The organism is Lactococcus nasutitermitis (assembly GCF_018403765.1).
GTDB classification, from domain to species: Bacteria; Bacillota; Bacilli; order Lactobacillales; family Streptococcaceae; genus Lactococcus; species Lactococcus nasutitermitis.
Genome location: NZ_BOVQ01000006.1, coordinates 87,988 through 114,479, shown reverse-complemented (window position 1 = coordinate 114,479; position 26,492 = coordinate 87,988). Strand labels below are relative to the sequence as shown.

Annotated in this window: 27 protein-coding genes and 1 riboswitch; of the genes, 5 read left to right on the top strand and 22 right to left on the bottom strand. The window is 39.4% G+C overall.

Going from position 1 to position 26,492, the window contains the following annotated elements; genetic code table 11:
• Positions 1 to 166 precede the first annotated feature (166 nt).
• From KJS36_RS07915 to gnd, 3 genes are all read right to left on the bottom strand, one after another.
• On the bottom strand, positions 167 to 1,666 hold the full coding sequence (locus KJS36_RS07915) for a gluconate:H+ symporter (protein WP_213536377.1): 1,500 nt from the start codon (positions 1,664 to 1,666) through the stop codon (positions 167 to 169).
• Between the two features lie 145 nt (positions 1,667 to 1,811).
• Positions 1,812 to 3,311 (bottom strand): gluconokinase, encoded by a 1,500-nt coding sequence (gntK, locus tag KJS36_RS07910; protein WP_213536376.1) that lies wholly within the window; start codon positions 3,309 to 3,311, stop codon positions 1,812 to 1,814.
• Positions 3,312 to 3,391: 80 nt separating this feature from the next.
• Positions 3,392 to 4,297 carry a phosphogluconate dehydrogenase (NAD(+)-dependent, decarboxylating) gene (gene gnd / locus KJS36_RS07905; protein ID WP_213536375.1) on the bottom strand — a complete coding sequence of 302 codons (906 nt, stop codon included), beginning with the start codon at positions 4,295 to 4,297 and terminating at the stop codon, positions 3,392 to 3,394.
• 171 nt (positions 4,298 to 4,468) lie between these two features.
• Between gnd and KJS36_RS07900 the strand changes: the two genes are divergently transcribed.
• Both KJS36_RS07900 and KJS36_RS07895 read left to right on the top strand, forming a co-directional pair.
• Positions 4,469 to 5,317: a MurR/RpiR family transcriptional regulator gene (locus KJS36_RS07900; protein WP_213536374.1), complete on the top strand. Its 849-nt coding sequence runs from the start codon at positions 4,469 to 4,471 to the stop codon at positions 5,315 to 5,317.
• 24 nt (positions 5,318 to 5,341) lie between these two features.
• The gene (locus tag KJS36_RS07895; RefSeq protein WP_213536373.1) at positions 5,342 to 5,650 is read left to right on the top strand and encodes a DUF960 domain-containing protein; all 309 of its coding nucleotides are present in this window, start codon (positions 5,342 to 5,344) and stop codon (positions 5,648 to 5,650) included.
• Between the two features lie 31 nt (positions 5,651 to 5,681).
• On the opposite strand, the gene KJS36_RS07890 is transcribed toward KJS36_RS07895, so the two are convergent.
• Complete coding sequence (locus KJS36_RS07890) at positions 5,682 to 6,449, bottom strand: metallophosphoesterase (RefSeq protein ID WP_213536372.1); 768 nt, start codon at positions 6,447 to 6,449, stop codon at positions 5,682 to 5,684.
• Between the two features lie 179 nt (positions 6,450 to 6,628).
• Here KJS36_RS07890 and KJS36_RS07885 point away from each other — a divergent pair, with 179 nt between their 5' ends.
• Positions 6,629 to 11,656: a lectin-like domain-containing protein gene (locus KJS36_RS07885; protein ID WP_213536371.1), complete on the top strand. Its 5,028-nt coding sequence runs from the start codon at positions 6,629 to 6,631 to the stop codon at positions 11,654 to 11,656.
• Between the two features lie 96 nt (positions 11,657 to 11,752).
• Here KJS36_RS07885 and rpsR read toward each other — a convergent pair whose 3' ends face one another.
• The 4 genes from rpsR to KJS36_RS07865 form a co-directional block, all read right to left on the bottom strand.
• The gene (gene rpsR / locus KJS36_RS07880) at positions 11,753 to 11,998 is read right to left on the bottom strand and encodes a 30S ribosomal protein S18 (protein ID WP_213536370.1); all 246 of its coding nucleotides are present in this window, start codon (positions 11,996 to 11,998) and stop codon (positions 11,753 to 11,755) included.
• Positions 11,999 to 12,134: 136 nt separating this feature from the next.
• Positions 12,135 to 12,635: a single-stranded DNA-binding protein gene (locus KJS36_RS07875; protein WP_213536369.1), complete on the bottom strand. Its 501-nt coding sequence runs from the start codon at positions 12,633 to 12,635 to the stop codon at positions 12,135 to 12,137.
• 6 nt (positions 12,636 to 12,641) lie between these two features.
• A complete protein-coding gene (rpsF, locus tag KJS36_RS07870) occupies positions 12,642 to 12,935 on the bottom strand; it encodes a 30S ribosomal protein S6 (RefSeq protein ID WP_213536368.1) in 294 nt (97 codons plus the stop codon).
• Positions 12,936 to 13,094: 159 nt separating this feature from the next.
• Positions 13,095 to 13,940, bottom strand: a complete 846-nt coding sequence (locus KJS36_RS07865) for an undecaprenyl-diphosphate phosphatase (protein WP_213536367.1) — start codon at positions 13,938 to 13,940, stop codon at positions 13,095 to 13,097.
• Positions 13,941 to 14,086: 146 nt separating this feature from the next.
• A riboswitch (Lysine riboswitch) is annotated at positions 14,087 to 14,254 on the top strand.
• A 251-nt stretch (positions 14,255 to 14,505) separates the two neighbouring features.
• Here KJS36_RS07865 and KJS36_RS07860 point away from each other — a divergent pair.
• Positions 14,506 to 15,981 (top strand): amino acid permease, encoded by a 1,476-nt coding sequence (locus KJS36_RS07860; RefSeq protein ID WP_244842831.1) that lies wholly within the window; start codon positions 14,506 to 14,508, stop codon positions 15,979 to 15,981.
• Positions 15,982 to 16,214: 233 nt separating this feature from the next.
• Here the strand turns inward: KJS36_RS07860 and KJS36_RS07855 are convergent, their stop codons facing one another.
• From KJS36_RS07855 to KJS36_RS07820, 8 genes are all read right to left on the bottom strand, one after another.
• Positions 16,215 to 16,610, bottom strand: coding sequence for a hypothetical protein (locus KJS36_RS07855; RefSeq protein WP_213536366.1), 396 nt, complete (start codon positions 16,608 to 16,610; stop codon positions 16,215 to 16,217).
• 37 nt (positions 16,611 to 16,647) lie between these two features.
• The gene (locus KJS36_RS07850; RefSeq protein WP_213536365.1) at positions 16,648 to 16,863 is read right to left on the bottom strand and encodes a hypothetical protein; all 216 of its coding nucleotides are present in this window, start codon (positions 16,861 to 16,863) and stop codon (positions 16,648 to 16,650) included.
• 12 nt (positions 16,864 to 16,875) lie between these two features.
• Positions 16,876 to 17,208: a hypothetical protein gene (locus KJS36_RS07845; protein ID WP_213536364.1), complete on the bottom strand. Its 333-nt coding sequence runs from the start codon at positions 17,206 to 17,208 to the stop codon at positions 16,876 to 16,878.
• Between the two features lie 43 nt (positions 17,209 to 17,251).
• Positions 17,252 to 17,515 (bottom strand): hypothetical protein, encoded by a 264-nt coding sequence (locus tag KJS36_RS07840; protein WP_213536363.1) that lies wholly within the window; start codon positions 17,513 to 17,515, stop codon positions 17,252 to 17,254.
• A gap of 120 nt (positions 17,516 to 17,635) precedes the next feature.
• Positions 17,636 to 19,312, bottom strand: coding sequence for a DNA polymerase III subunit gamma/tau (gene dnaX, locus KJS36_RS07835; RefSeq protein WP_213536362.1), 1,677 nt, complete (start codon positions 19,310 to 19,312; stop codon positions 17,636 to 17,638).
• A gap of 8 nt (positions 19,313 to 19,320) precedes the next feature.
• Complete coding sequence (locus KJS36_RS07830; protein ID WP_213536361.1) at positions 19,321 to 19,974, bottom strand: phosphotransferase; 654 nt, start codon at positions 19,972 to 19,974, stop codon at positions 19,321 to 19,323.
• Positions 19,971 to 20,468: a free L-methionine (R)-S-oxide reductase MsrC gene (gene msrC / locus KJS36_RS07825; RefSeq protein WP_213536360.1), complete on the bottom strand. Its 498-nt coding sequence runs from the start codon at positions 20,466 to 20,468 to the stop codon at positions 19,971 to 19,973. The genes KJS36_RS07830 and msrC overlap by 4 nt, the downstream gene beginning before the upstream one ends.
• Before the next feature lie 32 nt (positions 20,469 to 20,500).
• Complete coding sequence (locus KJS36_RS07820; RefSeq protein WP_213536359.1) at positions 20,501 to 20,971, bottom strand: GNAT family N-acetyltransferase; 471 nt, start codon at positions 20,969 to 20,971, stop codon at positions 20,501 to 20,503.
• Positions 20,972 to 21,048: 77 nt separating this feature from the next.
• Between KJS36_RS07820 and KJS36_RS07815 the strand changes: the two genes are divergently transcribed.
• Complete coding sequence (locus KJS36_RS07815; RefSeq protein ID WP_213536358.1) at positions 21,049 to 21,318, top strand: chorismate mutase; 270 nt, start codon at positions 21,049 to 21,051, stop codon at positions 21,316 to 21,318.
• 54 nt (positions 21,319 to 21,372) lie between these two features.
• Here the strand turns inward: KJS36_RS07815 and KJS36_RS07810 are convergent, their stop codons facing one another.
• The 6 genes from KJS36_RS07810 to ruvB form a co-directional block, all read right to left on the bottom strand.
• On the bottom strand, positions 21,373 to 21,810 hold the full coding sequence (locus KJS36_RS07810; protein WP_213536357.1) for a hypothetical protein: 438 nt from the start codon (positions 21,808 to 21,810) through the stop codon (positions 21,373 to 21,375).
• A gap of 151 nt (positions 21,811 to 21,961) precedes the next feature.
• The gene (gene glnA, locus KJS36_RS07805) at positions 21,962 to 23,302 is read right to left on the bottom strand and encodes a type I glutamate--ammonia ligase (RefSeq protein ID WP_213536356.1); all 1,341 of its coding nucleotides are present in this window, start codon (positions 23,300 to 23,302) and stop codon (positions 21,962 to 21,964) included.
• Positions 23,303 to 23,333: 31 nt separating this feature from the next.
• Positions 23,334 to 23,702 carry a MerR family transcriptional regulator gene (locus tag KJS36_RS07800; protein WP_213536355.1) on the bottom strand — a complete coding sequence of 123 codons (369 nt, stop codon included), beginning with the start codon at positions 23,700 to 23,702 and terminating at the stop codon, positions 23,334 to 23,336.
• 112 nt (positions 23,703 to 23,814) lie between these two features.
• Positions 23,815 to 24,246: a low molecular weight protein-tyrosine-phosphatase gene (locus KJS36_RS07795; protein WP_280520339.1), complete on the bottom strand. Its 432-nt coding sequence runs from the start codon at positions 24,244 to 24,246 to the stop codon at positions 23,815 to 23,817.
• A 124-nt stretch (positions 24,247 to 24,370) separates the two neighbouring features.
• Complete coding sequence (locus KJS36_RS07790) at positions 24,371 to 25,321, bottom strand: PTS sugar transporter subunit IIB (protein WP_213536352.1); 951 nt, start codon at positions 25,319 to 25,321, stop codon at positions 24,371 to 24,373.
• Positions 25,322 to 25,441: 120 nt separating this feature from the next.
• On the bottom strand, positions 25,442 to 26,443 hold the full coding sequence (ruvB, locus tag KJS36_RS07785) for a Holliday junction branch migration DNA helicase RuvB (RefSeq protein ID WP_213536350.1): 1,002 nt from the start codon (positions 26,441 to 26,443) through the stop codon (positions 25,442 to 25,444).
• Between the last annotated feature and the right edge of the window lie 49 nt (positions 26,444 to 26,492).

Genomic DNA, 26,492 nt, shown 5'->3' with positions numbered 1-26,492 from the left:
GCCATTTTGCCTTGTGACTTTAGTCACTTAGAGCAAGTGGACAGCGGAGATACGAATATGCTAGTATTTTTTGACAGTTCTGTCAAAAAGTTTTTTCATTCATTTCTGACAAAAAATGGTTTTGACAAAACTGTCAAAGCCATTTTCAATATCATATTTTAGTAAATCAATGAACAACTGCATTTAAAAGTAAAATCACAATCAAACCAGTCGTAGAAATCAAACCTTCAAGCACTGTCCAAGTCATCAAAGTTTGTTTCACATCCAAATCAAAGAATTCCTTAAACATCCAGAAACCAGCATCATTGACATGAGAACAAAAGACAGAACCAGCACCAATCGCAAGAACAACAAACACAGGGTCAACGCCAGCACCAGCAACGATTGGTGCGACAATTCCAGCCGCCGTCAAGCCTGCAACCGTAGCAGAACCAACTGACAAACGAATAATCACTGCGACCAACCAAGCAAACAAAATAGGTGACAAAGAAGAATGCGCAAAAGCCGCCGCGATTGCTGTCGAAATACCACCAGCAACCAAAATTCCCTTGAACGCTGCACCACCACCAATAATCATCAACAAATTCGCAACAGACTTAATCGCTTCAGACATCGTATTTCCGACCTCTTTCATCGTCCGTCCTTGTTTCAAGCCCATTGACCAGATGGCAAATAATGTACCCACAACCATGATAAATCCAGGATTACCAAACAGTGAAATCACTTTATCCAACATATCTGGGTGAAGCAAATATCCCTTGTGTTGCGCAGGTGTCAAAGCCAACCAGCCAGCATCACCAATCACACCACCATAAACCTGCTTGCCCGCATTAAATATCAAAGTGAAAAATGTCGAAATCAACAAGAAAATAACAGGGAACAAAGAAGTGAATAAAGACAGAGCAAAACTAGGCGTTTCTTCCAATTTAAACGTTTTTACTTCTCCCAAAGCATCCAATTTCTTCGTGATTTTAAATGTATCTGGAGCAACTTTGCGAATAAGACGGGTGAAAATAGGACCTGCGACCAACATTGAAGGCACAGCAACAATAATCCCAAAAAGTAAAACCACACCAATATTAGCACCTAAAATGTGCGTGACCGCCGTTGGAGAAGGTTGAGGAGGTAAGAAAGCTTGAGCAGCCGACAAAGCAGCAGCCATAGGAATACCAAGGAAAAGCAAAGGAACTTCCGCTTCCACCGCAATCGTAAATACGATAGGAATCATAACGACCATTCCAACTTCAAACAAAAGCGAAATACCAATGATAAATGAAGCCGCAGCGACCGCCCATTGCAAGCGTTTCTTACCAAATTTATTAATCAACGTAGATGCAATCCGATAAGAACCGCCAACATCAGCCACCAAACGTGCAATCATTGTCCCCATACCAAAGACAATCACAAGTTCACCCAGCGTTCCGCCAATTCCTGATTCCAAAGTTGACACAATTCCCGCAGGATTCATGCCCAAACCTAAAGCCACCAAAATCGAAATCACGATGAGCGATATAAAAGTATTGATTTTAAATTTCAAAATCAAAACCAACAACAAAGCAATACCTAACACCAAAATAATGAAAGGCCAAATATTAATGCCACCTGACATTAACTGCAATAAACCCGTTTTGGGGTCCGCAAAGACTCCTGAGCTAAGTAAATTCATTACCTTTTCTCCTTAGTAATAATAAAATTTATAAAAAAATGTTTTAAACTATTTAAGAAATCGTCAAATTAAGCGCTTTCTCATTTATGTAAAAGCAAAGACCCAGAAAATTAAAATTTCCAAATCAATCCTTCACTCAAAACACTTATTCTTCACGTTGAAACTCAGCAATGCTCTCATATTCTCTCTGCAACAAGCGAGAAAGTCGGATATAAATCGGTGACAAAGCACGATAAGTATCAAAATTATCCTCATTCGGCTGATAGGTCTGATTACTCCCAACCATTTGCTCAATCACATTTAAACTATCGACCAATCCAAGTGCCTTTTCAGCCATGATAACTGCTGCCAAACAGCCCGCTTCACGACTTTCTGGCACATTGATAGGTTGTTCAAAGATATCCGCCAGTATCTGTGTCCACAGTTCAGAGCTTGTGAACCCGCCAGTTGCCTGTATTTGTGTCAAATCTCCAGTCACCTCAATCAAACTCAGTGCCACCATGTAAAGATTAAACATCACACCTTCAAGCACACTTCGTGCCATGTGATTGCGATTGTGCGTATAATTCAGTCCGAAAAACGAACCACGCGCATTCGCATCCCACAAAGGTGCGCGTTCCCCGCCAAGATAAGGATGGAAAAGCAAACCATCACTACCAGGAGCAATCCCAGCAGCCAGTTCTGTGATTTCATCAAAGGTCAGTTTCCCATCAAGCACCGCATCGCGGAGCCAACGAAAAACATCGCCACCAGAGTTCACAGGACCGCCAACCACCCAATGTTCCTTATCCAGCGCATAAGTAAAGGTTCGTGCCTTACTATCTGTACGAGGTTTATCCGTCACCACGCGGATTGCTCCGCTCGTCCCAATCGTAATCGCAGCAACGCCAGATTGTATCGCATTGACACCAAGATTTGATAAAGGACCATCTGCAGCTCCCCAGACAAATTTCGTATCGACATCAATTCCCATTTTCACAGCAAATTCATGGCGCATACCTTGCTCAATCTCATAAGGCTCGACAACTTCTGGAAGTTGTTCCCGATTAACACCTGTCAGTTCAAGAGCTTCCGTATCCCAATCCAAGTCAAAAATATTAAAAATTCCTGTTCCTGTCGCTGTTGACAATTCAATCTTCGTCACACCAAACAAACGCCAAAAGATATAACCTTTCAACTCCAGATAATGTTCCGCACGATTATAAATATCCGCGCGCTCCTGCCGCAGCCACAAGAACTTAGAAAGTGGCGCCATTGGATGAATTGGCGTTCCCGTCCGTTTATAAATTTCTAAACCTTTACCACTCGCTTTAAGTTGCTCTGTGTAAGTAACTGCTCGTGTATCTGCCCAAGTAATGACCCGTGTCAAGGCTTGCCATTTTTCATCAAAAGCAATCAAAGAGTGCATTTGCGTACTAAAAGATACGGCCAGTAACTTATCATTTTCATTCAAATGAATAGAAACCTCACGAATAGTAATCAGCACAGCCTCAAAAATATCTTCAAGTTCTTCTTCAGCCATACCATTAGAGTCCCGATACAATTCATAGCCCTGACTACTACTTGCTACAATCGTTCCGTCTGTCTTGAAAAGTACCGCTTTTGTCGCTGTCGTCCCCAAATCAACACCAATCAAATAATCCATTATTTCTCCTTCTCTAAAATATATTTACTCTCTATTTTGACATTTTCCCCTATTTTTCACAAGTCTCACTAAAAATGTCATTATTTTTTAGTCACAGAATGTCCACCAAAGCCATTACGCAAAGCAGAAACAACTTTTCCCGTCATCGTATCATCTTGCAGACTACGATTACGCATCATAAGGGACAAAGCAATCACAGGTGCAGGCACTTGCAAATCCAAACTTTCCTCAACCGTCCATTTTCCTTCACCAGAAGCTTGCACACGCCCAGCGATATGTTCCAACTTAGGGTCTTTTGCAAATTGTTCCTCAGCAAGCTCCATCAACCAACTACGAATAACAGAGCCATGATTCCAAAGTTTCGCAACTGCCTCATAATCATAATCAAAATCCGAAGCCTCCAAAATCTCAAAACCCTCAGCAATCGCCTGCATCATGCCATATTCAATCCCATTATGTATCATTTTTAGATAATGACCTGAGCCAAGTTTGCCTGTATAAAGATAGCCATTTTCCTGAGACAAAGCTTGAAAAAGTGGTTCTATTTGTTCCCAAGCAGTTTCATCATCGCCACCAACCATAAAGTTACCTCCGCGACGCGCACCTTCCATTCCTCCAGAAGTTCCTGCATCAAAGAATTTAATTCCTTTTTCTGTCAGCCATTTATTTTGCACAAGATTATCTTTATAATTTGAGTTTCCACCATCAATCAAAATATCTCCCGCAGAAAGTTTTGCTCCCAGCTCCTCAATCAGTGAATTTGTTACTTTTCCAGCTGCAACCATCAACCAAACAATCTTTGGACTTGGCAAATTTTCCAATAATTCTTCAATAGAATGAACGCCTGTCACAGCTTTTGAGTGTTTTGCTGCTTCATCTACAGCTTTTGCACTTAAATCATAAGCCACAACTTCCAAACCATTATCCGCCGCATTTTTCACTAAGTTTAGCCCCATTTTTCCTAAACCAATCATTGCAAATTTCATATCTATCCTCCCCTTTTCCTCTTGTTATCGTTTACATTTATATTATACGAAAATATTTTTCATAAGTCAATAGATAAAATGAAATTTTTTTACTTTTTCTATAAGCGAAAAAAATTTTCATTATCTATCACTTGTGCTATAATTAATGTGAAATACTGAAAGGAAAGAAAGATGACACAATCGTTAATCACAAGAATTAATAGTTATTATGATAATTTAAGTAAATCAGACCAAGCACTTTCGGATTATTTACTCAAAAACATTGACAACGCAGCTTTCCTTTCCATTCAAGAACTTGCAAATTCTACAAATGTCTCAACAGCAACGATTTCACGCTTTGCAAAAAAAATTGGTTACGATTCTTTCCAAGAGTTGAAACTTGCGATACACGTGACAGACTCTGTCAAAGAAGATGATTTTTTCAGTGAACTAGCGCCATCTGACAGCTATAAAGACATTTTAAGTAAAAATTTCAATAGTAATATTTCATCACTCAATTCAACGCTAAATCTCGTTTCCGAACAAGACTTAGAAAAAGCAATGAAAATCTTACTTGCAACAGATACTTGCGGCTTCTTTGGTTTAGGCGGTTCAAATGCTGTCGCCGATCTTGCCTTTCATAAGTTTCTTAGAATGCCTCTAAAAACTGTTTTTCACCAAGATTTTCATTATCAGCAAATGCTTGCAGCAAAACTCACCAATAAAGATTGTGCCTTTGTTATCTCACACACAGGGAAAAATAGAGATACAATGAGAATTGTAGAAATTCTTCAAAGTCATCATGTTCCTATTATTGCAATCACTTCCTTTGCAAGTTCTCCACTGGCTAAAATAGCTGATGTTTCTTTGATTTCTATATCAGAAGAAATTTCATTCCGTCCTGAAGCTGTTGCATCAACGGTTTCGCAGATTAGTTTACTTGATGCGATTTTCATGATGTACGGTATGAAAACACAGGACCAAACAGAAGGAACGATAAAAAATATCCGCAAGATTATTAAAGAATCTCGCCTACACTAACTAATAGAAAAGAGCGTATATAATATGGCATTTACAAATACAACGGGTCGATATGCTACTTTTGGCACTATTTCAACAATCCCAGGAGAAATCATTGATAGTTTTTGGTACATCATTGACCAACATTTAAAAGGTGTGCTTCCTCTTGATGACCTTCTCAACTTTGAACTTTTAAATCATAATGGATTCCTTTCTATCCGTTTTTCACAAGAAAATAATCCTGTTGAAATCACGATTGATTTCAAATATCCATTTAATAATACCTGGCCACGTCTTTTCTACGCCGTAGATAATAAAGGACGTGAAACAATTATGGTGCCAAAAGAACTTTAAATATATAAAAAGCTATCCAGTAGATAGCTTTTTATATTTCATAATAAACAATTTCAGGTGGAACACCAAAACGAATGGGTAAAAATGTTAAACCAATACCACTATTAACATAAAGTATCGTTTTATCATTAAGCGTATAACGCCCGTTATCGTAGGCTTTTGAACCTTCATTGCGAAGACGAAAATTTCCTATACGAATTTGCCCACCATGACTGTGACCAGCAACAATCAAGTCAAATTTATCACTATTTTTTAATTTTAAGACTGTATCCGGTTCATGAATAAGTAATAAAGAAAAATCTGCAGTTTCTGGTTCGATATCAAAGTCTGGCTGTCCTTCTCTCAAGTCATCCATTCCCGATAGAGAAATTTTCTCCACTCGTTCTGAATTATTTTTCAAGATTGAAAATCCTGACTTCTCAAGAATTTCTTGAGCAAAATCAGACTTATCATCCTCAAAATCATGATTTCCAACGATTGCAAATTTTCCCATTGGCGCTTCTAACTCATATAACATCGTTATCAGTGCTGTCCAATCTTTATTTTTTGCCCATTTCACTTTATCGAACAAATCTCCAGTAAACAAAATCATATCTGGTTGATTTTTAACAATATTTTTGGCAAATTTACGAAAACGGCGAATACTCGTGTGCCAACAAAAATGCAAATCTGTAAAATGTGCAATCTTTAAAGCTTGTTTTTGAGAAATCTGAATGTTTCGCACTCTCATAAAATGAGGTTCAATAAAAATCCCATAAATTCCCAATAGTAATAGTATAACAATAATCATTTTTAACATCTCCTTATTTTATCATAAATTTACAAAATAAAAATAAATCATTAAAAAATACGTACTCAATAAAATACATTTATGTTATAATTAAGGCTGTAGCAATTACATGAAAATAAAATTTCCTCCAATATCAAAAAACTAGAAGAAAATAATGTAATTTTCAAGAAAAAAAGGAGTTTTTGCTTATGGGATATCATTCTTCACACGATGCAGATGTAAATAACAGACATCTGAAATCAAGTTTTCGTACGTGGAAATCAGGCAAACATTGGTTATATGCTTCAAGTGCTCTACTTATCTTAGGAGCAGTAGGAGCAAGTCCAATCGGACAAACAATTATCAAAACGATACAGACACAAGTTGTCCACGCAGAAGCACTCACGAGTGCCGTAACGATTACACCAGACAATATGGGACAGTATTTTAATTCAATTGGTTCTGCAACTGCTCCTAGCGATGGGACTGTCCAACTGACACCTAATACAAACAACCAAGCTGGTTCTACTGTTTTAAATACTCAGATTAGCTTAGATAGTAGTTTCGTTCTGAAAGGGGCCATCAATCTAGGAACTACTCCTCAAACCAAAGGTGGTGCTGATGGTATCGGATTTAATTTCACACCCACAGCAACCGTCGGTAACTATGGAAATGGTTTTGGACTCGGAGGTATTCCTAATTCTGTAGGTTTCAAGTTTGACACTTACTATAACTCGAGTGTTGATAATACAGCAAATGCTGCAGCTGACCCTGCAATCGTCGGAGTAACAGAACCTGCCAAAAATACTGCAGGAGGAAAAGGTTATTCTTTTGGAACATTTGACGCAACGAATGCTTCTGGTCAAATCTCATCAACGACCTCATCATCATCCGCTACTGCAAATCCAAAACGCATTGGCGACCCTAATGGTAAGTTTAACAATGTAGAGTTTGACTACGATGGAACAACTCATGTGATGACCGTTACTTATACAGACCCAACTTATGGCACAATGACTTGGTCTGAGGACATCACAAGCTACGTCAATTCACTAAAAGCTGCTAATAATGGCTCTGCGAGCACTTATTTTTCTATCTCCGCTTCAACAGGAGGTTCCAAAAATCAGCAACAATTTACTTTAAGTCAGATGCAATATTATCAACCTGTTGCTATTGAAGGAAAAAATTCAACTATTGTGACGGGTAGTACGTGGAAAGCAAGTGATAACCTCACAACGGTCACAGATAGTTCAGGTAATCCCGTTCCTGCAAATGATAAAAATCTCACCGTATCCGTGACGCCAGCAACAGGAACAAATGCTCCTCAAAATCCTAACACTCAAAATGGGACAACGGTTGACACAAATACACCGGGCAACTACAATGTAACTTACACATATACAGACCCAGCAACTGGCGAAGCTGCCACAACAACAGTCATTGTAACAGTCAAAGCACCTCCTGTTATCAACGTTGAAAATTCAACAATCAATGAAGGTTCAACTTGGACACAAGTAGATAACTTTGTCGATGGTACTAATAGTAGTAATACTGCTATTAATGGAAATGACAGTAGTCTAACAACGGCTGTTACTGGTCCTAATGGCTATACTGGTACAACTGTAGATACTAGTGTACCAGGCGACTATACTGTCGTCTATACATACAATGATGCAAACGGAGAATCAACATCAGACACTGCTGTTGTCACTGTGCTTGCTAAACCAACTATTTCTAGTAAAGATTCAACTATTTTCCAAGGAGATACTTGGAGTCCCGCTGACAACTTTACTGGTGGAACAGATAGCATGGGAAATCCCATTACATGGGGAGAAGTGGGTCTTTCAATCACTTCTGTTGTTGGTCCAAATGGTTCAGCATTATCGCTTAACTCAAGTACACCCGCTGGTGTTTATAAAGTTACTTATCAATTTACAGACCCTAAGACTGGGGCAATCACAACAACCGTAGCTACTGTGACGATTGGCGCACCTTATGTAGAGGCACAAGATACACAAATCATGCCAAATAATGATGGAACAACGCCTACGTGGTCTCCTGCCGATAACTTTGTAAGTGTGACAACTGGTGCTGCTCAAACTATTACAGACTATAATGCTGCAACAACAGCTGGTGTTCAGGTGACACAAATCCTTGACCCAGATGGAAATAAAGTCCCAACGGTTGACACAAGTAAACCAGGAAACTATAGTGTGACTTACAGTTATACAGCAACAATTACTTTAGCTGATGGTTCTACAGAAGAAAAGACTGTCTCCGACACAGGAATTGTTACCGTTTATGGTCCTGTTTCTGCAACAGCTAATGACTCTACAATAAATGTTGGTTCGACCTGGTCACCTGCAGATAATCTCGGAGATGTGACAAATTCTGAAGGTGGACAAGTTCCTTGGGGAGATCCAGAATTGACAGTGTCTGTCTTATCTCCTGATGGCTCTACAGGCACAAGTGTTGATACAAATAAAGCTGGAATTTACAAAGTTACTTATACTTACACAGATCCAGATACTGGAGATTTAGCCACTGCAACAGCGACTGTCACGGTAAAAGATAATACAGCAATCAGCTCAGTTAAAAAGGACAGTATCCTTGAAGGAAATGACTATCAACCTGCGACTGATTTTACAAGTTCAACAAATGCTGATGCGAGTGCGGGTTCAGTAACAGATACAAATGATGCCAAAGTCAATGTTGTTATCACTGACAGCACAGGTAAAACTGTATGGACTGGTACAGCAGATGAGAGTGTACCAGCAGATAAACTCCCTGCTGGAGATTATACGGTGACTTATAGTGTTAAAGACTCTAACGGTAATCCTGTAACGAGTACAACAGCACTTACCGTCACAGCAGATAAAACAACATTAACTACTAAAACCACTGATACGATCAATGCTGGCAATTATAATCCTGAAACAGACTATACAAGTTCAACAAATATTGACGGCAGTTCAGGAACACTATCTTCAACAAATAATAAGCCTGTGCAAGTCAAAGTCACGAATCAAAATGGAGATGTTATCTATACAGGTGATGCAAATCATACTCTTAATCTGACTGGTGGAAGTTATACGGTCGTTTACACAGTTGATAATGGTTCGGGTACAGCTGTCACGAGTACGACACTTGTGACTGTAAAAGATAATACAGCTATCAACTCAAAAGCAACGGATACTCTCAAAGTCGGACAAAGTTATAGTCCTGCGAGTGATTTTGTAAGTTCAGTAAATGCTGATGCTAGTGCGGGTTCATTGACAAATACAAATGGTGCTGAAGTTGCCGTTGTGATTAAAGATAGTACAGGAAAAACTATCTGGACAGGCACAGCTGATGAAACTGTTCCTGCTGGTGTGTTGACCGGTGGCTCTTACAATGTGACTTATACTGTGAAAGATTCCAATGGTAATCCTGTCTCAGCAACAACAACTCTTGTCAGCCAAGATTTGACTGCAATCAGTTCTAAAGCAACAGATGAATTGACACCTGAAACTGGACAAACCACGGTCAACTTTACTCCTTCAACTGACTTTACAGCTTCATCAAATGCAGATGGTAGTGCTGGTAGTTTTGATAACACAAATAATGCAGCTGTAAAAGTAACCGTGACTGACACGAGCGGAAATGCAGTAAAAGCTAATAGTAACGGAAGCTATACGCTTGCTCAGGGAAATTATACTGTGGTTTATAGCACGACAGATTCTAATGGAAATGCTGTAAGTTCTACAACTGAACTGACTGTCGCTCAAGCGCCTAAAGATAATACGGCACTCACTTCAAAAGCTACTGATAATACGACGGTTGGTGCTTATAATCCTGCTACGGACTTAACTGTTGCGACAAATGCAGATGGTTCTGACGGTTTGGCAAGTTTAACGGTTAATAGCGCTACAATCCACGCAACTATTACCAATAATAAAGGAAATGTCGTTTATGATGGTGATGTGAGTGGTTCAGTCAATCTAACAGGTGGAAGCTACAATGTAACTTATACGGCAAAAGATAAATCTGGCAATACTGTCACTGCAACAACGATTGTTAATGTGGCAGATAATACTGCTTTGTCTTCTAAACCAAACGATAGTCTGAATGCTGGTAGTACATTCAATCCAACAACAGACTTAACAACAATGACAAATGCGGACGGTAGTGCTGGAAATTCTGATAAGCTAAATGGTAAAGCTGTTCAAGTCGTTGTGACAGATAGTTCTGGAAAAGTTGTCACTCCTGATGCCAGTGGTAATTATAGCTTTACTGGTGGAAATTATACTGTGACTTACACTACGATGGATTCAAATGGAAATGCCGTAACAAGTACAACGTTACTGACGGTCACAGATAATACTGCTCTGACTACAAAAACTACTGATAATATCACGGTTGGAGATGATTTCAAACCTGCAAACGACTTTACAAGTTCGGTAAATGCGAACGGTAGTGCTGGTAGTCTGACGGATACTAATGGTCAAAACATTACTGTTAGCATCACTGATAAAGATGGAAAAGTTATTTGGTCTGGAAATGCTGATGATACTGTTCCTGCTAGTAAATTAGCACAAGGCTCATACACTGTCACTTACAGTACGAAAAATTCTAATGGGAATCTTATTAGTCAGTCAACACTCTTGACTGTAAATCAAAAAGATGTTGTTGCTCCTACTGATAAAACTGCTCTTGTTACTAAGCCTAATGATAGTCTTGCTGTTGGTAAAGATTTTAAACCTGCGGATGACTTTACAGGTTCAATAAATGCTGATGGTAGCGCTGGTAGTCTGACGGATACTAATGGTGCAAAAATAAAAGTTACGATTAGTGATGAAAATGGTAAGATTGTTTGGACAGGTACAAGTGATGAAACTGTTCCGGCAGCTGTATTGCCAGTTGGCAACTACACTGTAACTTATACAGTTCAAAATGCTGCTGGAAATGATATCACTTCAACAACTCATTTAACAGTTGATGCTGGAGAAATAATATCAACTCCACCTATGATACCTACACCTGCTCCAAAGCCTACACCTAAACCTATTGCCAAAAAAGCTACAAATAAACCTACTGCTCAAAAGAAAGTAGCAACTGTCAGCAAACATCAAAGTTTGCCTGCTACTGGCGAAAATGAGAATAATTCACTTGTGTTAATTGGTTCGCTTTCTTTAGTTGGAGTTGCTTTATTGGAAGCTTGGAAACAACGTAACTATAAGTCAAAACATAGTAAATAATAAGTGTATAGTAAAAAGCTAAATCATCTGATTTGGCTTTTTTAATCTGAATTTTATAGATATAAAAAAAGTCCCACTATGTGGGATTTTTATTTATTAGTTTTCGTCAGATGCTACGAATGGAAGTAATGCCATTACGCGAGCACGTTTGATAGCTGTTACTACTTTACGTTGATTCTTAGCTGAAGTACCAGTCACACGACGTGGCAAGATTTTACCACGTTCTGAGATGAAACGTTTCAAGAGTTCAGTATCTTTGTAATCAACGATTTCGATTTTATTAGCAGCGATAAAGTCAACTTTTTTGCGACGTTTAAAACTATTACGACGTTGTTGTGCCATTGTTTTTCTCCTTATATTATTTGTCTTTGTTTACTCGTTCTTTTTGTTTGATTTTAACAAAAAATGAATGAGTAGAAAACCGTTATCCGGTTTTCATGAAATAATTAGATGCTTGCGCCTTAATTATTTCACTGCATTAAAATGGTAAATCATCATCTGAAATTTCCATCGGTGAGCTTCCAGCAAATGGATCTGCGTCACGTCCGAAATTTGGTGTTGCATTGCTTGCGTTTGTATTCGTAGATGAAGATGGACGGTTATTTTGTTGTGGAGCTGAGTATGTACTCTGACTTCCACCGCTTTGTCCTTCCCGTGTTGCACGGCTTTCAAGCATTTGGAAATTATCTACAAGAACTTCTGTCACATAGACACGTTGCCCTTGTTGATTTTCATAATTTCTTACTTGGATAGAACCTGTGACACCAACTAATGCACCTTTTTTAGCCCAATTTGCTAAGTTTTCAGCACCTTGACGCCAAATGACACAGTTGATGAAATCTGCTTCACGTTCACCTTGGGCGTTTTTAAAACGACGATTTACAGCCACTGTAAATGTAGCAACAGCGACATTTGAGGGCGTGTAGCGTAGTTCTGGATCACGAACAACACGACCAACCAAAACAACATTATTTATCATGATGAATTAGCCTTCCACTTTAACAATCATGTGACGAAGAATGTCTTCGCTGATTTTTGCAAGACGGTCAAATTCACTTGTAGCTTCAGCAGTTGTTTCTGCTTCAAAAGTTACGATGTGATACAAACCTTCACGGAAATCTTTGATTTCGTAAGCAAGTTTGCGTTTTTCCCAGTCTTTAGATTCAACATTAACTGCTCCATTGTCAGTCAAGATTGTATCAAAACGTGCAACAACAGCGTTTTTTGCTTCTTCATCAATGTTTGGACGAATAATGTAGAGAATTTCGTATTTAGTCATTGATTTTTTCCTCCTTTTGGACTAATGACACAGGTTGAGTCCTGTGTAAGTTGTGGTTTTTTACCACAGAGAACTATTATAGCAGATTTTTAGGGTTTTTGCAACTTAATTTTCTGAGAATAATTAAAAAAATCTGGTCTGTACCAGATTTTTATTTTCTTAGATAAATTGTTTAACAACTGCATAGATGAGAAGGATAATACCAAGGACGATACGGTATTTTCCGAAAAATGTAAAATCGTGTTTTTTAACGTAGTTCATCAACCAGCGAATAGCGAGCATGGAAACGCCAAAGGCAACGAGACAAGCGACAAGGAGAATACCAAACTGTGTGAATGTTAAGCCATGGTGCATGAAGAATTTGACAATTTTTAAGAGGCTGGCACCAAACATGATAGGAATACCAAGGAAAAAGGTAAATTCTGCTGCGACTGCGCGACTTGTTCCCAAAACCAGTCCACCTAAAATGGTTGCACCGGAACGTGATGTACCGGGAATGAGCGAGAGAACTTGGAAAAGTCCAATCATGAACGCGATTGAATAAGGAAGATGGTCAATATCAGTGACATGAGGCGTTTTATCTTTCAGCCAACGCTCTACGTAGATAAAGGCAACACCGTAAATAATCAACATCAATGCGACAACGACAAAATTATAAAAATGTGCATTGAGCCAGTCATTTAACGGAAAGCCAATGATAATTGCAGGCAGGCAGGCGATAAAAACTTTTGCCCAAAGTCGCCAAGTGAGCTGGACTTCGCGGGCTGATTTTTGCTGATTTTTTTTATTTAAAGCGTTGAAAGGATTGAGCTTGTGCCAGTAAAGGACAACAACTGATAAAATTGCGCCAAATTGAATGACGACATCGAACATTTCTTTGAAAGCTGCGGATTGATTGAGCTTGATAAATTCTTCGGCAATAATCAAATGACCTGTACTTGAGATGGGGAGCCACTCTGTGATGCCTTCAATAATTCCTAGAATAATGGCGCGGATAAAATCCATTTTTTTCTCCTGAATATTTTTTCTTATTTATTATTCATTATAACATAAAACTTTCTGTCAGAACTCATATTTATGCAAATTTTTTTGACAATTCTGTCAAAAAAAGCTTGACATATTTTTCAAAAAACGATAAGATAAGTCCATATACATTCGATAGAGGTTGCAACGGATAGGAAATCAAGTTGAGCGCAAGCACGCTGAGAGACTTGGTAGTGGAGACGTTGCCGAAAGGTTTTACAGGCTTGCTGTCAAATCTTGGGCTAGTTGGAGATACTGACTAGACTGTCGCGGAAACGCGGGGCGCTATTCGTAGTTGAAAAGTAAATTTTTTTCTTACGTTTAGCAATCTTCTATTTGAGATTGCTTTTTTTGTGGTTATAATTTTTTGGACAGGGTACAACTTCACATCTTTGATATAAGGTCTCCCTGACCGAGAAGTCTAAGTGGCAAAGCCACTAAGTCCCTTCGGCAGTTCTGTCAAAAACAAAAATGGTGACTGACAGCTTTGTCAAAAAATTTTATGGTCGGCAAATTAAATGTATAAAAATATTTTAGGAGAAAACTTTTGGAAAACAGTTCTCAAAATAAAAATCAGGTCAAACGTGGCCTGAAACAACGTCATTTGACGATGATTGCCCTTGGTGGGACAATCGGTACTGGACTTTTTGTTGGTTCTGGTGCAACGATTTCACAAGCTGGACCGCTCGGTTCGCTTGTTGCTTATGCCGTAATTGGCTTGATGGTCTTTTTCTTGATGACCTCACTCGGCGAAATGGCGTCTTACCTGCCCTTATCTGGCTCGTTTGCGACATTTGCTAGTCGTTATGTTGACAAAGCTTTTGGCTTTGCTATGGGCTGGAATTATTGGTTTAATTCAGCGATTACTGTTGCAGTTGAGGCAGCAACGGTTGGTTTAATCATGAAATTCTGGTTGCCAAATGTGCCAAGTTGGATTTGGTCGGCGGTCATTTTGGCGCTGATTTTGATTATCAACTTAACTTCTGCGCGCGCTTATGGCGAAGCGGAATTTTGGATGGCATTGGTTAAAGTCATTGCGGTCATTGCCTTTCTTGCCGTTGGTGTCCTCACCATCGTAGGAATTTTCCATCAACCTGGTCTTTCCGTCGTGAAAAATCTTTCTGCTGGTGGCAATCATGGTTTTGTCGGTGGTGCCGGCGGAATGCTCGCTGTGCTGATGATTGCTGGTTTCTCATTTCAAGGAACTGAAATCGTCGGAATTGCCGCAGGCGAGTCTGAAAATCCTGAAAAAACCGTTCCAACTGCTATTAAACAGGTTTTCTGGCGAATTGTCCTCTTCTATTTCGCAACGATTTTCATTATTGGTGCGCTCATCTGGTACAAAAATCCAAATCTGCTCAATGCTTCTGAAACACACATTTCTATTTCACCTTTTACCTTGATTTTTGAAAAAGCTGGACTTGCTGCAGCAGCTTCTATCATGAATGCCGTCATCTTGACTTCGGTTATTTCCGCTGCTAATTCTTGGCTTTATGCTGCTTCTCGAATGCTTTATAGCTTGTCTCTGGAAGGTTTTGCACCGAAAGTTTTCAGTAAAACACGTGATGGTAAAGGTATTCCAATGACAGCTGTCATCGTAACAACCATTATTGGTTTGTTTGCCTTTGTTACAAGTATCTTTGGTCCTGGATTTTATACTTACCTTTTGGCCGCTTCTGGACTTTCTGGCTTCCTCGCTTGGATTGGAATTGCGATTTCTCATTATCGTTTCCGTCGGGCTTTTGTCAAGCAAGGTCACAGCACAAAAGAGCTTGGGTATCATGCAAAATGGTTCCCTGTTGGCCCATTGTTGGCGCTCATTATGTCTATTGCTATCGCGCTTGGTCAAAGTTATGGAACCAAAAACTTTGCAGGAGGCTTTAGTCACTGGCACTGGTCAGCAATCTTGACAACTTATATGGCACTTCCCTTGTTCTTAATCCTTTACTTTGGCTATAAAATTATTCATCACACAAAGCTTATTCCACTAGATGAAGTGAATCTTGATAGAAATTATAAGTAAAAAATCGCTCAACTGAGCGATTTTATTTACCTCGACCTCTTCTTTTGTTGATAAAGATAGGGACACTCATAATAAAAAAAAGAGCATATGAAGTAACAAGAAAAATTCTGTAGATTTTTACATTTACCAAGTCGGCAATGTTAAGGAAATAGAGTAGCATACTTAGTAGTGCGATTGTTGATAGTATTATTTTCATATAGGTTCTATCTGTCTCTTTTCTTTTATTTTATCTGCTATAAAATCACTTTCAAATCCCGTTCAAATTTCTTTTCAGAATAGACTTCTAAACTGCCGTCGGGTGCTTTGACAAGGTATTCGCCGACTTGTCCGAAAGCGGGAATGCGTGGTTGATTGACGAGGAGATAAATGTTGTAAGGATAAGCGTTCGCAAAGCTGCCGAGTTCGACATAGAGCAAAAGCCAGCTCCATGCGGCTTCAGTCGAGTTGTTTTCTTTTCCTGCCATGTCGTTATCGTGCAGTTTTTGGCGCTCGGCACGTTCCATAACGAGTTTACCACTCCATGCAAGTTGCTTTTTTTCAAAAGCTTCCATAAGCCAAGGTTCATTTTCAGGTTTGTCGGTGCTAATTTTCCAATAATCAATCGTTGTGTTGCCAAGTTTTGCTTTCATAATCGTTTTCCTTTTCATAGTTTATTTTTTAAAAAGCTTAGAAGGCGCTGAACATAAAACCCAGTCCCATCATCAAAATCAAGCCACCCCAGATTTTATTGCCAGCGCCAAAAAATGATGTTTTGAAATAGGCAATATAAACCTCTGGAATGCTCTTGTTCTTGGTAATCTTGCCATTGCGCAAGATGAGAATGCCACAAAAGCTGATGAAAAGACCGAGAAACATCAAGAGAATGGGAATCAATATGTTCATTTTTACTCCTTTTTAGTCGCTGATTACCTTACACTCTTTTTTAAAGGCTGAGGCAGAGATAATCCGATATTTATTGACCATCGTGTCGTTGTGAATTAAGTAATCTCCTGGATAACCTTTCGCGGGTGAGCCTGCGATGATAAATAAATCTGGTGTTGTTTCGCCAAAAACTTCGGCTTTAGGAAAAGTTTTTCCTTTAAGAAATGTGTTGTAGTAAATGCCCAAGAGTCCACGTCCTTCTTCGCCAAATTCGTAAAACCAGCCAAGGAGTTTTTGGTCGTAGGCTTTTTTTGAGCCAAGGCTTGTAATCTTCGGGCTTTTCGTCGTGACTGATTTGCCAAACATCAACGGTCATATTTCCATATTTTGCTTTCATGATATGTGCTCCTTAGTGAATAAATGCGAGTTCTTTTTTTGCTTTATGTTGGCTGATAATCTGGTAGTTGTTTGGAAAAGTCGGGTTATAAATCAAATAATCTCCAACTTCGCCCCACGTGCCACCAAATCCGCCACGAATATAGAGTTGAGGCTTATCCGTCGCAGTGAAATAAATCCTGTCCATAGAAAATGCTTCTTTGAGCCAAGCGTCCTCACTTCTTATTTTTGAAATTTGCCAAACGTCAACGGTCATATTTCCATATTTTGCTTTCATTTTACCACTCCTTTATTTTTGTTATCTTTATTATACATCTGATTTTTGCGTTTTTGCGACTTGTTCCAAGTTTGAGACAATTTTTGGATAAAAAAAGCTCTCAATAGCTGAGAGCGTGAATTAGTCGTGGATTTCTACTACTTTTTCTCCGAAAAGTTCTTTGGCAACACTGAGTGTTTCTGGTTCTGACGGTGCTGTTGGTGTTTCTTCGGCACTGTCGCTCGTGTTTTTTAGGTTCGCCACGTATTCTGCGCGGACGTCCTGCCATTCTGCCTCCGCGAGGGCGATGATTTCAGGGGAAAAGCCGGCAATCATTGAGAGGAGATTACCAAATTGGAGCTGTAATTCTTGATTTTCCGTGACACGTTTGGCAAGATTTTCATGTGGAAATGTGACAACGACATAATTTTCTGAGGCGGCAGCCGGCTTGGTGTTGTTGAGTAGTGCGCGCTCGGCAGGTTTGGCAACGCTGGCAATGATTTCCGGCCAAGCATTCATCACTGTTTTTCTCGCATCATTTGTCGCTTCTGACAAGGCTGTAAAAATCAAATCTCGGCTGACAGCTGTGGAACTTGTCTGTTTAACAACTTTTTGTTCCGGTTTTTTCTCATTAGAAGTTTTTGACAGTTCTGTCAAAAATTCTGCTGGTGCTGCATGACTTGTCAAGGTCGATAATTGCTGCTGAAGCTGGACAATTTGTGCTTTGAGTTGGGAAATTTCACCTGTCAAAACTGCTGATGGTTCGTTTTGGCTATCAGAATTTTTGACAGAACTGTCAAAAACTTCTGCAAGTCGCATTGTCATCACGTCAGCGGCAATTTTGGTCTGAGTTGTTTCTTTGAGCGTTTTGAGCGATTCAATCGCGATGTCAATCCAATGATAGAGCGTTTCGTGCGCGATTGTGTTTGCATCATTTAATAAACAATCACGAAAATAAGCAAGCAAATCTTCAGTGAAACGAAGCATATTTTTTCCTTCAGAAAAAATCTTATCAAGTTCTTGTAGCGCTGTTTGTGTATCATTAGCAGAAATTGCATCAACATAAGCGATGAGTGCATCATTGGCAATCGAACCTGTCACTAAAAGTGCCGCTTGGAGACTAAGTGAGCCTTCGGAAAAACTGAGTGCTTGGTCGAGTAAACTGAGCGCATCGCGCATACCGCCTTCGGCTGATTTCGCCAAAACATCAAGTGCTGACGCCTCAAAATCGAGTTTTTCATCGTTCAAAACGTCTGCTAAATGCTGGCGAATGGCGCTAGTCGTGATTGCTTTGAAGGCAAAACGTTGTACACGCGAAATAATCGTGGCAGGAATTTTTTGCAACTCGGTCGTCGCAAGAACGAAAACGACATTTTCACTCGGTTCTTCAAGAGTCTTCAAAAGCGCATTAAAAGCGCCTGTCGAGAGCATATGCACCTCGTCAATGATATAGACTTTATAAGTTGCAATCGAGGGCGCATAGGTCGATTTATCGCGGATTTCACGGATTTCGTCAACACCGTTGTTGCTCGCTGCATCAAGCTCGATGACATCATCAAGATTGCCACGAGTAATTGCTTCGCAAATATCACAATGATTGCAAGGTTCGCCATCTTTTTGGTTGGGACAGTTGATTGCTTTGGCAAAAATCTTCGCTGCTGAGGTTTTTCCTGTACCTCGCGGGCCAGAAAATAGGTAAGCATGAGAAATTTGCTGATTGACAATCGCGTTTTTTAGCGTTGTCGCAATGACTTCCTGCCCGACCATTTCATCAAAACGCTGACTGCGGTATTTTCTATATAATGCTTGGTATGCCATGATTTTCCTTAGTTTTGTCCGTCGTAAAAGTCTGTACCGTTGCTATAATCGTACTCTTTGAGAATTTCAGTGAGCGCATCTCGCGATTGAATAAGTTCATCAATATCATCAGAATCGTAAGCTTTCAAAGCATTGATAAGCGCCCAAATCTGCGCACGCTCAATCGTTGATTTGTCAGCTTCTGCTGCGGCAAAGAAAATTTTGCGCGCTTTTGTATCAAAAAGTGTCCACGCGATCGCTAAATCACAGGCTGGGTCAGCGATAACAGCTTTTTCACTTTCTGCAATTCCTACTAATTTTCCATTTTCAACACGAAGATTTTTGGCAGTCAGATTGCCGTGAATCCAGAGTGGTTCTTTGTTCCAAGGTCTTTTTGTGGCGTGCAAAAACTTGTCGTCCAAAAGGTCAACTGGCACTATTTTTTCATATTTTTTGATGAGTTCGGTAAATTCTGCTTCAAATAGGGGCAAATCACTTCCAGCAAAGGCATTTTCAAAACTTGGTTTCGGCGCATCTGTTGTGTCAAGCTTGTGCAAGGAAAAAATAAAATTACCAAGGTCGCGTGCGAGTTTTTTGGGGTCGCCAATATTTCCGGGATTGGCAGGCTCTCCTGCTTGATTTTTAAAGCGTTCTGCAATAAATTGTTCAACTATTTCCGTCATTTTTCTTCTCCAATTTTGAAAAATTTAAAGTCTGTGAGTTCACACAAAATCTGGACAAATTCTTCTAGATATTTTTGGTCAATACTATCGTAAAAGCCAACTTCTGAAGCATCAAGGTCAAGCACACCAACGAGTTTCCCGTTTTTTGTCATTGGTACGACAATTTCAGAGAGTGCTTTTGAGTCACAGGAAATGTAATTTTTATGTGTGCGCACATCGTCAACTATCAATGTTCGATTTTCCTCTGCAGATTGTCCGCAAACACCGGCACCAAGCGAAATTTCCACGCAGGAAACTGAACCTTGAAAAGGCCCTAAAATCAACTTTTCGCCGTTATAGAGGTAAAATCCGTTATATACTTGGGCTGGCAAAGCATTCCATAAGAGGGCAGAAGCATTTGCGAGGTTGGAAATCGTGTAATTTTGCTCGCTCAACAAAGCGCGCAGTTGTAGATTGACGAGTTCGTAGGCTTCAATTTTTTCTTTTTTATCCATATTTTCTATTATACCATTTCTAGTGCGGCTTTTTATAGCCAAAATTCAAGTTCGCGGCGCTGATTGCGAAAACCTTGTTTTTCATAAAATTCGAGCGCTGAACCAGGAAATTCCCAGACATTGAGTTCCATGCGTGAGCAATTTTCTGCTTTAGCAAAGGCTTTACAATAATCCATGAGCTGAGCGCCAAGTCCGTGAACACGAGCATTTTCCGCCACACAAAGGTCATCCAGATAGAGCATTTTGTAAGGCGCAAGCACTGGATGTTCGGCATTTTCCTTGATTTCGCACATGGCATATCCTACGACTGCATCTTTTTCGTCAACAGCAACAAAAATAGGTTTTGACAGGTCTGTCAGCATTTTTGACAAGTCTGTCAAACTGTGTTTTCCTGCATCCGCGCGAAAAATATCTGGTCGTCCTGCATGATGAAATTTACCGATTTCATCGAGAAGTTCGAGCAGGCGCGGACAATCTTTTTCCTGTGCTTTTCTAATATTCATCTTGTTTTCTCCTGTATATTATGTCATTATAGCACTTTTTGTCAGAATTTTTCAGGCAATTTTGATATAATGATTTTATGAATTTAAATGAAATCAGACAAAATATTGACGAAGTTGACCGTCAAATCGCTGAATTAATGGAAGCACGTATGGACTTGGTGCTTCAGATTGCAGAATATAAAAAAAGCCAGAATCTTGAGATTTTAGATAGTTCGCGCGAACATCTTGTCCTAGAAAAAATCGCTGGCTACGTGAAAAATCCTGCCTACACAGACACGATTGTCACAAATTATCAAGATATTATGAAAAATTCTCGTTCTTTTCAGGAAAAATTACTGAAAAAATAAGAATTTCCTGTGTCAAAAAATCCAAAAAGCTTTGACAGACTTGTCAAAGTTTTTTCATAGCTCAATTTGTCCTGCCAGCTGGTCTTTTAACATCATATATTCCAGTTGTGGCAAATCCAGCAAAATCACTTTACTGTTTGACAGCATTTTTTTTGACAAAAGTGTCATCAAAAATCCACGTATCTCAGTCGTACCAAGCTCAATACACTCCACAAAAATAATGTGATGCTCAGCAGTCATTGACGCGGTAAAATTATCAAAATCTGCCTGTGTTAATGTCGTGAACTCGTCCTCGCGCTGAACTACAATCAAATCTTCGTCGTCTGTCAAATTTTCTTTTGAAAAATCTGCGAAGTCCTTATTTCCTTGTTTTGAAACACTATTTGGCTCATCAACTTCTGCATAAGGTCCACGGTCAATCATTGCCACCGTCGCAATATTACCATAATCTAAATCCGATAATGACCTTTTCAATTCATCATTTATAGCCATATCTACTCTACTTTCCTTTGTCAATAATTTCAGTGTACGACATCTTTGTGAAATTTTCAAAGAAAATGCTTATCAATTTTTTTGACAATTCTGTCAAAAAATAAAAAAGTGTCCGTATGGACACTTTTTTATTTCCCTCTTCACCTCTATTTTAGTACAATTCGAGGTAATTGTCAATTTCCCATTGTGTAACGAATTGAGCGTAGCTTGCCCATTCGATTTTCTTCGCTTCAACAAAGTTTGTCAAAACGTGATTGCCCAAAGCTTCGATAACTACGTCATCTTCACGCAAAGCTTTCACAGCATTGTGCAATGTGCTAGGCAAATCAGTGATACCATGAGCTTTACGTTCTTCTTCAGTCATCACGTAAATGTTAGATTCAATAGCTTCAGGTGCTTCCAATTTATTTTCAACACCATCAAGACCTGCTGCCAAAAGCACGGCCAAAGCAAGATAAGGATTTGCAGTTGGGTCAACAGCACGAAGTTCAACACGTGTAGAAAGTCCACGAGATGCAGGCACGCGGATAAGTGGTGAACGGTTACGACCAGCCCAAGCCACATAAACAGGCGCTTCATAGCCAGGAACCAAACGTTTGTAGCTATTTACAGTAGGATTTGTGATTGCTGTGAAGTTGTAAGCATGGTTCAACAAACCAGCGATAAAGCTGTGAGCCACCTCAGAAAGTTCCAAATCACCAGCTGGATCGTAGAACGCATTTTTTCCATCTTCAGTGAACAAGCTCATGTTGCAGTGCATACCTGAACCGTTGATACCAAAGCGAGGTTTTGCCATAAATGTTGCGTGCAAACCATGTTTACGAGCAATCGTTTTAACAACAAGCTTGAAGATTTGGATATTATCACAAGCCTTCAAAGCATTTGTATATTTGAAGTCAATTTCGTGTTGACCAATAGCGACTTCGTGGTGAGAAGCTTCTACTTCAAAGCCAAGGTCAGTCAAAACATTGACGATTTCACGACGTGTGTTGCCAGCGAGGTCAGTTGGAGCAAGGTCAAAATATCCACCTTTATCGTTGACTTCAAGTGTTGGTTCTTCATTTTCATCAAGTTTGAAAAGGAAGAATTCTGGCTCTGGGCCAAGGTTGAAATTCTTGAAGCCCAATTTTTCCATTTTTTTCAGATTACGTTTCAAAACACCGCGTGGGTCCCCAGCAAATGGTTCTCCTTCTGGTGTGTAAACATCACAAATAACACCAGCAACCTTACCAAATTCATCTCCCCAAGGGAAAACAATCCAAGTGTCAAGGTCTGGATAAAGATACATATCAGATTCATTGATGCGAACAAATCCTTCGATAGAAGAGCCGTCAAACATCATCTTGTTTTCAAAAAGTTTGTCAAGTTGTTCGTCAGTTGCTGGAACCTCAACGTTTTTAAGTGTTCCAAGAATATCTGTGAACATCAAACGCAAAAATTTAATGTCTTTTTCTTTGACATCGCGACGGATGTCTGCTGCTGTGATTGTCATGAATTTTCTCCTTAATGCTTTCACGCATTCTTCACATACGTGGTTGGTTAAAGTTTACAGGATTGGAATGATCAAAGCGACCTTGTTGGGCAAATTCTCTCTCCAGTGCATGATGCACTTCGTTAATTGAGAGTGTCTGCGAGCTATTGGCAGTCTCTTTTTGCGCAAAAATCCGCTTGATATCCGCGATATTATTACCTTCGGAAATCAAATCACTAATCTCAAAGAGAACATCAATATCATTGAGCGAATACATTCGGCGATTGCCATCATTGCGCTCAGGAAATATCAGCTCTTGTTCTTCATAGTAGCGAATTTGTCGTGCGGATAGGTCGGTCAATTTCATCACTGTACCTATCGGAAGTACCGCCATTGAACGTCGTAGTTCCCGTTCTTTCACTATAATTATCCCTCCATGTCGTTTATTATATACTCTTTTTAGCGTTCTGTCAATCTCTATGGTAGAAAATCTAACATTAAAATTGTTTATATTATTCGTTATAGACAATATATTATATTTCTGTCAGTAATTTTTCACAACCTTTTTTGACAAGTCTGTAAGTTTCCTCAAAATCCCCTGTAAACCAAGGGTCTGGCACAGATTCATCCAAGAGCATAGACAGCTTATTTTGTACATTTTCAGTTGCCATTTTTGACAAATCTGTCAAATTTTTCATATCCATTGCAATGATTTTGTCAAAATCCGTAAACTCTTTGTTAGTAATTTTTTGACTTTTCTTGTTTTTGTCAAATTCAATACAATGTTCTGTCAAAATATTTTGTGTTCCTGAAAAAATAGGATTGCCATGTTCCCAACTCGATGTTGCTCGACTTTCTACCGTGATTTCTCCTGCCCGCCCAGCCTTTTCCAACAAATCTTTCATCACAAATTCTGCCATCGGACTACGACAGATATTTCCCAAACATACAAATACTATCTTCACACCATTCTCCTTGTTCATCCAATAGTACAACAAATATCTTAAAAACAGATAAATACTCTTTTATTCATACTTTATTATAACTTATTTTTCATAAAAATTGCTGACAGTTCTGTCAAAAAATATTTTAATTTTCCTCCCATGAAATCAAACCAAACAATGCCGTTTTTTGCTTTGCCATCTCCTTTTGCTCAAAACGACTGACCGATTTTTCATGTGTATATTCCGTCTTCATCTGAACTTTTTCCAAAAAATCCCAAATTTTCTCCTCCTGCTGGACAAAATTACCATTTTTCAAATCTTTTTTCACATGAGCATCGTCAAACTTAATATAAGGAATATCATAAGCCTCCAGCCATTCCCGCCGACTTCTCAGTGCTCCAATCGAACTTGCATTCACCAAAAATCCATCAATCCGCCGTGCCACACGCGCAAAATCATTCTCACTCAATACAGAAATTTGCCCAAAAATAAACCGAACATCAAAATCTTCCTTTGGCTTAAAATCATAAAGATTTTCAAGAGAATAGCTTGTCACACAATAGCGAATATTTTCCTGCTCAAGATACTTAAACATATTTTTCCAATAAATCTCCTGTGACCCAGCACCCGCCACATAGATTTCCATATCTTTATCAGTCCCTTTACTTGCCGACAGAAGCTGCGATTGATACCCACGTCGCATATCAAGATTTATCAACAAGTCCAACAACATCACATAAGCCCGCTCAGTATCCATCACCCCAAACAAACGCCCCGGCAAATCCATAACCATTGAAGGATATTTCGCAAGCATTTCTTCCACATAAGCCTTCAAATAACTGACTTGTGGTGCAATGAGTACCGCATCAAAAAGCTGACCAAAGTCAAAAGCATTATAAGGACGAATATCTCCCGCCGCACCATAAGCAAAAACCAAATCATAATGCGAGCCATAAGACAAACGTTTTTGAAAAACATGACTCACATCATCAAAAACCGCCCGTAAATTCTCATCATACTCATTAATTTCCTTTACCAAACGCTGGCAAAACATACTTGACGTCCCACCACCTGCGCAACCAACAAATATAAACATAGCAACATTTCCTCGTCTCTCATTATACAACAAGTCAGCAAAAATGAAAACGTTTAACCTCCTTTTACTTTTATCAACACCAACAAAAAAAGTGATTTTCAACTGAAAACCACATTTCTATTATTTTTCTTCAGAATAAGCATAACCCAAGTGTTCATAAGCTTTCGCCGTCGCCTTACGTCCCTGCTTTGTCCGCACAATAAAACCTTTTTGTATCAGATAAGGTTCATACATATCCTCGACAGTCTCACGGTCCTCAGAAATATTCACCGCAATCGTTGAAAGCCCAACAGGTCCACCATGATACATCTCAATCATCGTTTTCAAGATTTTTTGGTCAATATAATCCAGCCCCTCATTATCCACATCTAAAATCTGCAACGCTTGTCCCGTAATCGCCCGATTGACCGTTCCATCACCCATGATTTGAGCAAAATCTCGCACACGTTTAAGCAAACGATTAGCAATACGTGGCGTTCCACGACTCCGTAGCGCAATTTCTAACGCTGCATCATCAACGACTTCCACCTCAAAAATCTCCGCCGTCCGTTTAACAATTTCTTCCAAATCTTGCTCCAGATAATATTCCATATGCGCCGAAATTCCAAAACGCGCCCGTAAAGGATTTGATAGCATTCCCGCACGTGTCGTCGCCCCAACCAAGGTAAATGGTGGCAATTCCAAATGCACACTGCGCGAACCATCGCCAGTTCCCAGCATGATGTCAATGTAAAAATCCTCCATCGCACTGTACAGTATTTCCTCAACATTCATCGGCAAACGATGAATTTCATCAATAAACAACACATCTCCCGGTGTCAATTCATTCAAAATCGCCACCAAATCTCCCGGTTTTTCAATCGCCGGCCCAGATGTTTGCTTGATATTCACACCCAATTCATTGGCAATCACAAAAGCCATTGTCGTCTTCCCAAGTCCCGGAGGACCAAAAAGCAACACGTGGTCAAGCACTTCCTCACGCATTTTTGCCGCTTTGATAAAAATTTCCAACTGTGACTTCACTTTTTCTTGACCAATATATTGACTGAAAAACTGCGGACGCAACGACTTCTCAGTAGCAAGCTCATCATCAAAAGACTGAGCAGATAAATTTTCATTCATAGCCTTATTATAACATACTAGTCCTACTCATTCATAGCCCCCAAAAGTA

Coding starts and splice junctions, on each gene's coding strand:
- KJS36_RS07915 (WP_213536377.1), bottom strand. CDS start 1,666: ATGAATTTACTTAGCTCAGGAGTCTTTGCGGACCCCAAAACGGGTTTA.
- gntK (WP_213536376.1), bottom strand. CDS start 3,311: ATGGATTATTTGATTGGTGTTGATTTGGGGACGACAGCGACAAAAGCG.
- gnd (WP_213536375.1), bottom strand. CDS start 4,297: ATGAAATTTGCAATGATTGGTTTAGGAAAAATGGGGCTAAACTTAGTG.
- KJS36_RS07900 (WP_213536374.1), top strand. CDS start 4,469: ATGACACAATCGTTAATCACAAGAATTAATAGTTATTATGATAATTTA.
- KJS36_RS07895 (WP_213536373.1), top strand. CDS start 5,342: ATGGCATTTACAAATACAACGGGTCGATATGCTACTTTTGGCACTATT.
- KJS36_RS07890 (WP_213536372.1), bottom strand. CDS start 6,449: ATGTTAAAAATGATTATTGTTATACTATTACTATTGGGAATTTATGGG.
- KJS36_RS07885 (WP_213536371.1), top strand. CDS start 6,629: ATGGGATATCATTCTTCACACGATGCAGATGTAAATAACAGACATCTG.
- rpsR (WP_213536370.1), bottom strand. CDS start 11,998: ATGGCACAACAACGTCGTAATAGTTTTAAACGTCGCAAAAAAGTTGAC.
- KJS36_RS07875 (WP_213536369.1), bottom strand. CDS start 12,635: ATGATAAATAATGTTGTTTTGGTTGGTCGTGTTGTTCGTGATCCAGAA.
- rpsF (WP_213536368.1), bottom strand. CDS start 12,935: ATGACTAAATACGAAATTCTCTACATTATTCGTCCAAACATTGATGAA.
- KJS36_RS07865 (WP_213536367.1), bottom strand. CDS start 13,940: ATGGATTTTATCCGCGCCATTATTCTAGGAATTATTGAAGGCATCACA.
- KJS36_RS07855 (WP_213536366.1), bottom strand. CDS start 16,610: ATGAAAGCAAAACTTGGCAACACAACGATTGATTATTGGAAAATTAGC.
- KJS36_RS07850 (WP_213536365.1), bottom strand. CDS start 16,863: ATGAACATATTGATTCCCATTCTCTTGATGTTTCTCGGTCTTTTCATC.
- KJS36_RS07845 (WP_213536364.1), bottom strand. CDS start 17,208: ATGTTTGGCAAATCAGTCACGACGAAAAGCCCGAAGATTACAAGCCTT.
- KJS36_RS07840 (WP_213536363.1), bottom strand. CDS start 17,515: ATGAAAGCAAAATATGGAAATATGACCGTTGACGTTTGGCAAATTTCA.
- dnaX (WP_213536362.1), bottom strand. CDS start 19,312: ATGGCATACCAAGCATTATATAGAAAATACCGCAGTCAGCGTTTTGAT.
- KJS36_RS07830 (WP_213536361.1), bottom strand. CDS start 19,974: ATGACGGAAATAGTTGAACAATTTATTGCAGAACGCTTTAAAAATCAA.
- msrC (WP_213536360.1), bottom strand. CDS start 20,468: ATGGATAAAAAAGAAAAAATTGAAGCCTACGAACTCGTCAATCTACAA.
- KJS36_RS07820 (WP_213536359.1), bottom strand. CDS start 20,971: ATGAATATTAGAAAAGCACAGGAAAAAGATTGTCCGCGCCTGCTCGAA.
- KJS36_RS07815 (WP_213536358.1), top strand. CDS start 21,049: ATGAATTTAAATGAAATCAGACAAAATATTGACGAAGTTGACCGTCAA.
- KJS36_RS07810 (WP_213536357.1), bottom strand. CDS start 21,810: ATGGCTATAAATGATGAATTGAAAAGGTCATTATCGGATTTAGATTAT.
- glnA (WP_213536356.1), bottom strand. CDS start 23,302: ATGACAATCACAGCAGCAGACATCCGTCGCGATGTCAAAGAAAAAGAC.
- KJS36_RS07790 (WP_213536352.1), bottom strand. CDS start 25,321: ATGTTTATATTTGTTGGTTGCGCAGGTGGTGGGACGTCAAGTATGTTT.
- ruvB (WP_213536350.1), bottom strand. CDS start 26,443: ATGAATGAAAATTTATCTGCTCAGTCTTTTGATGATGAGCTTGCTACT.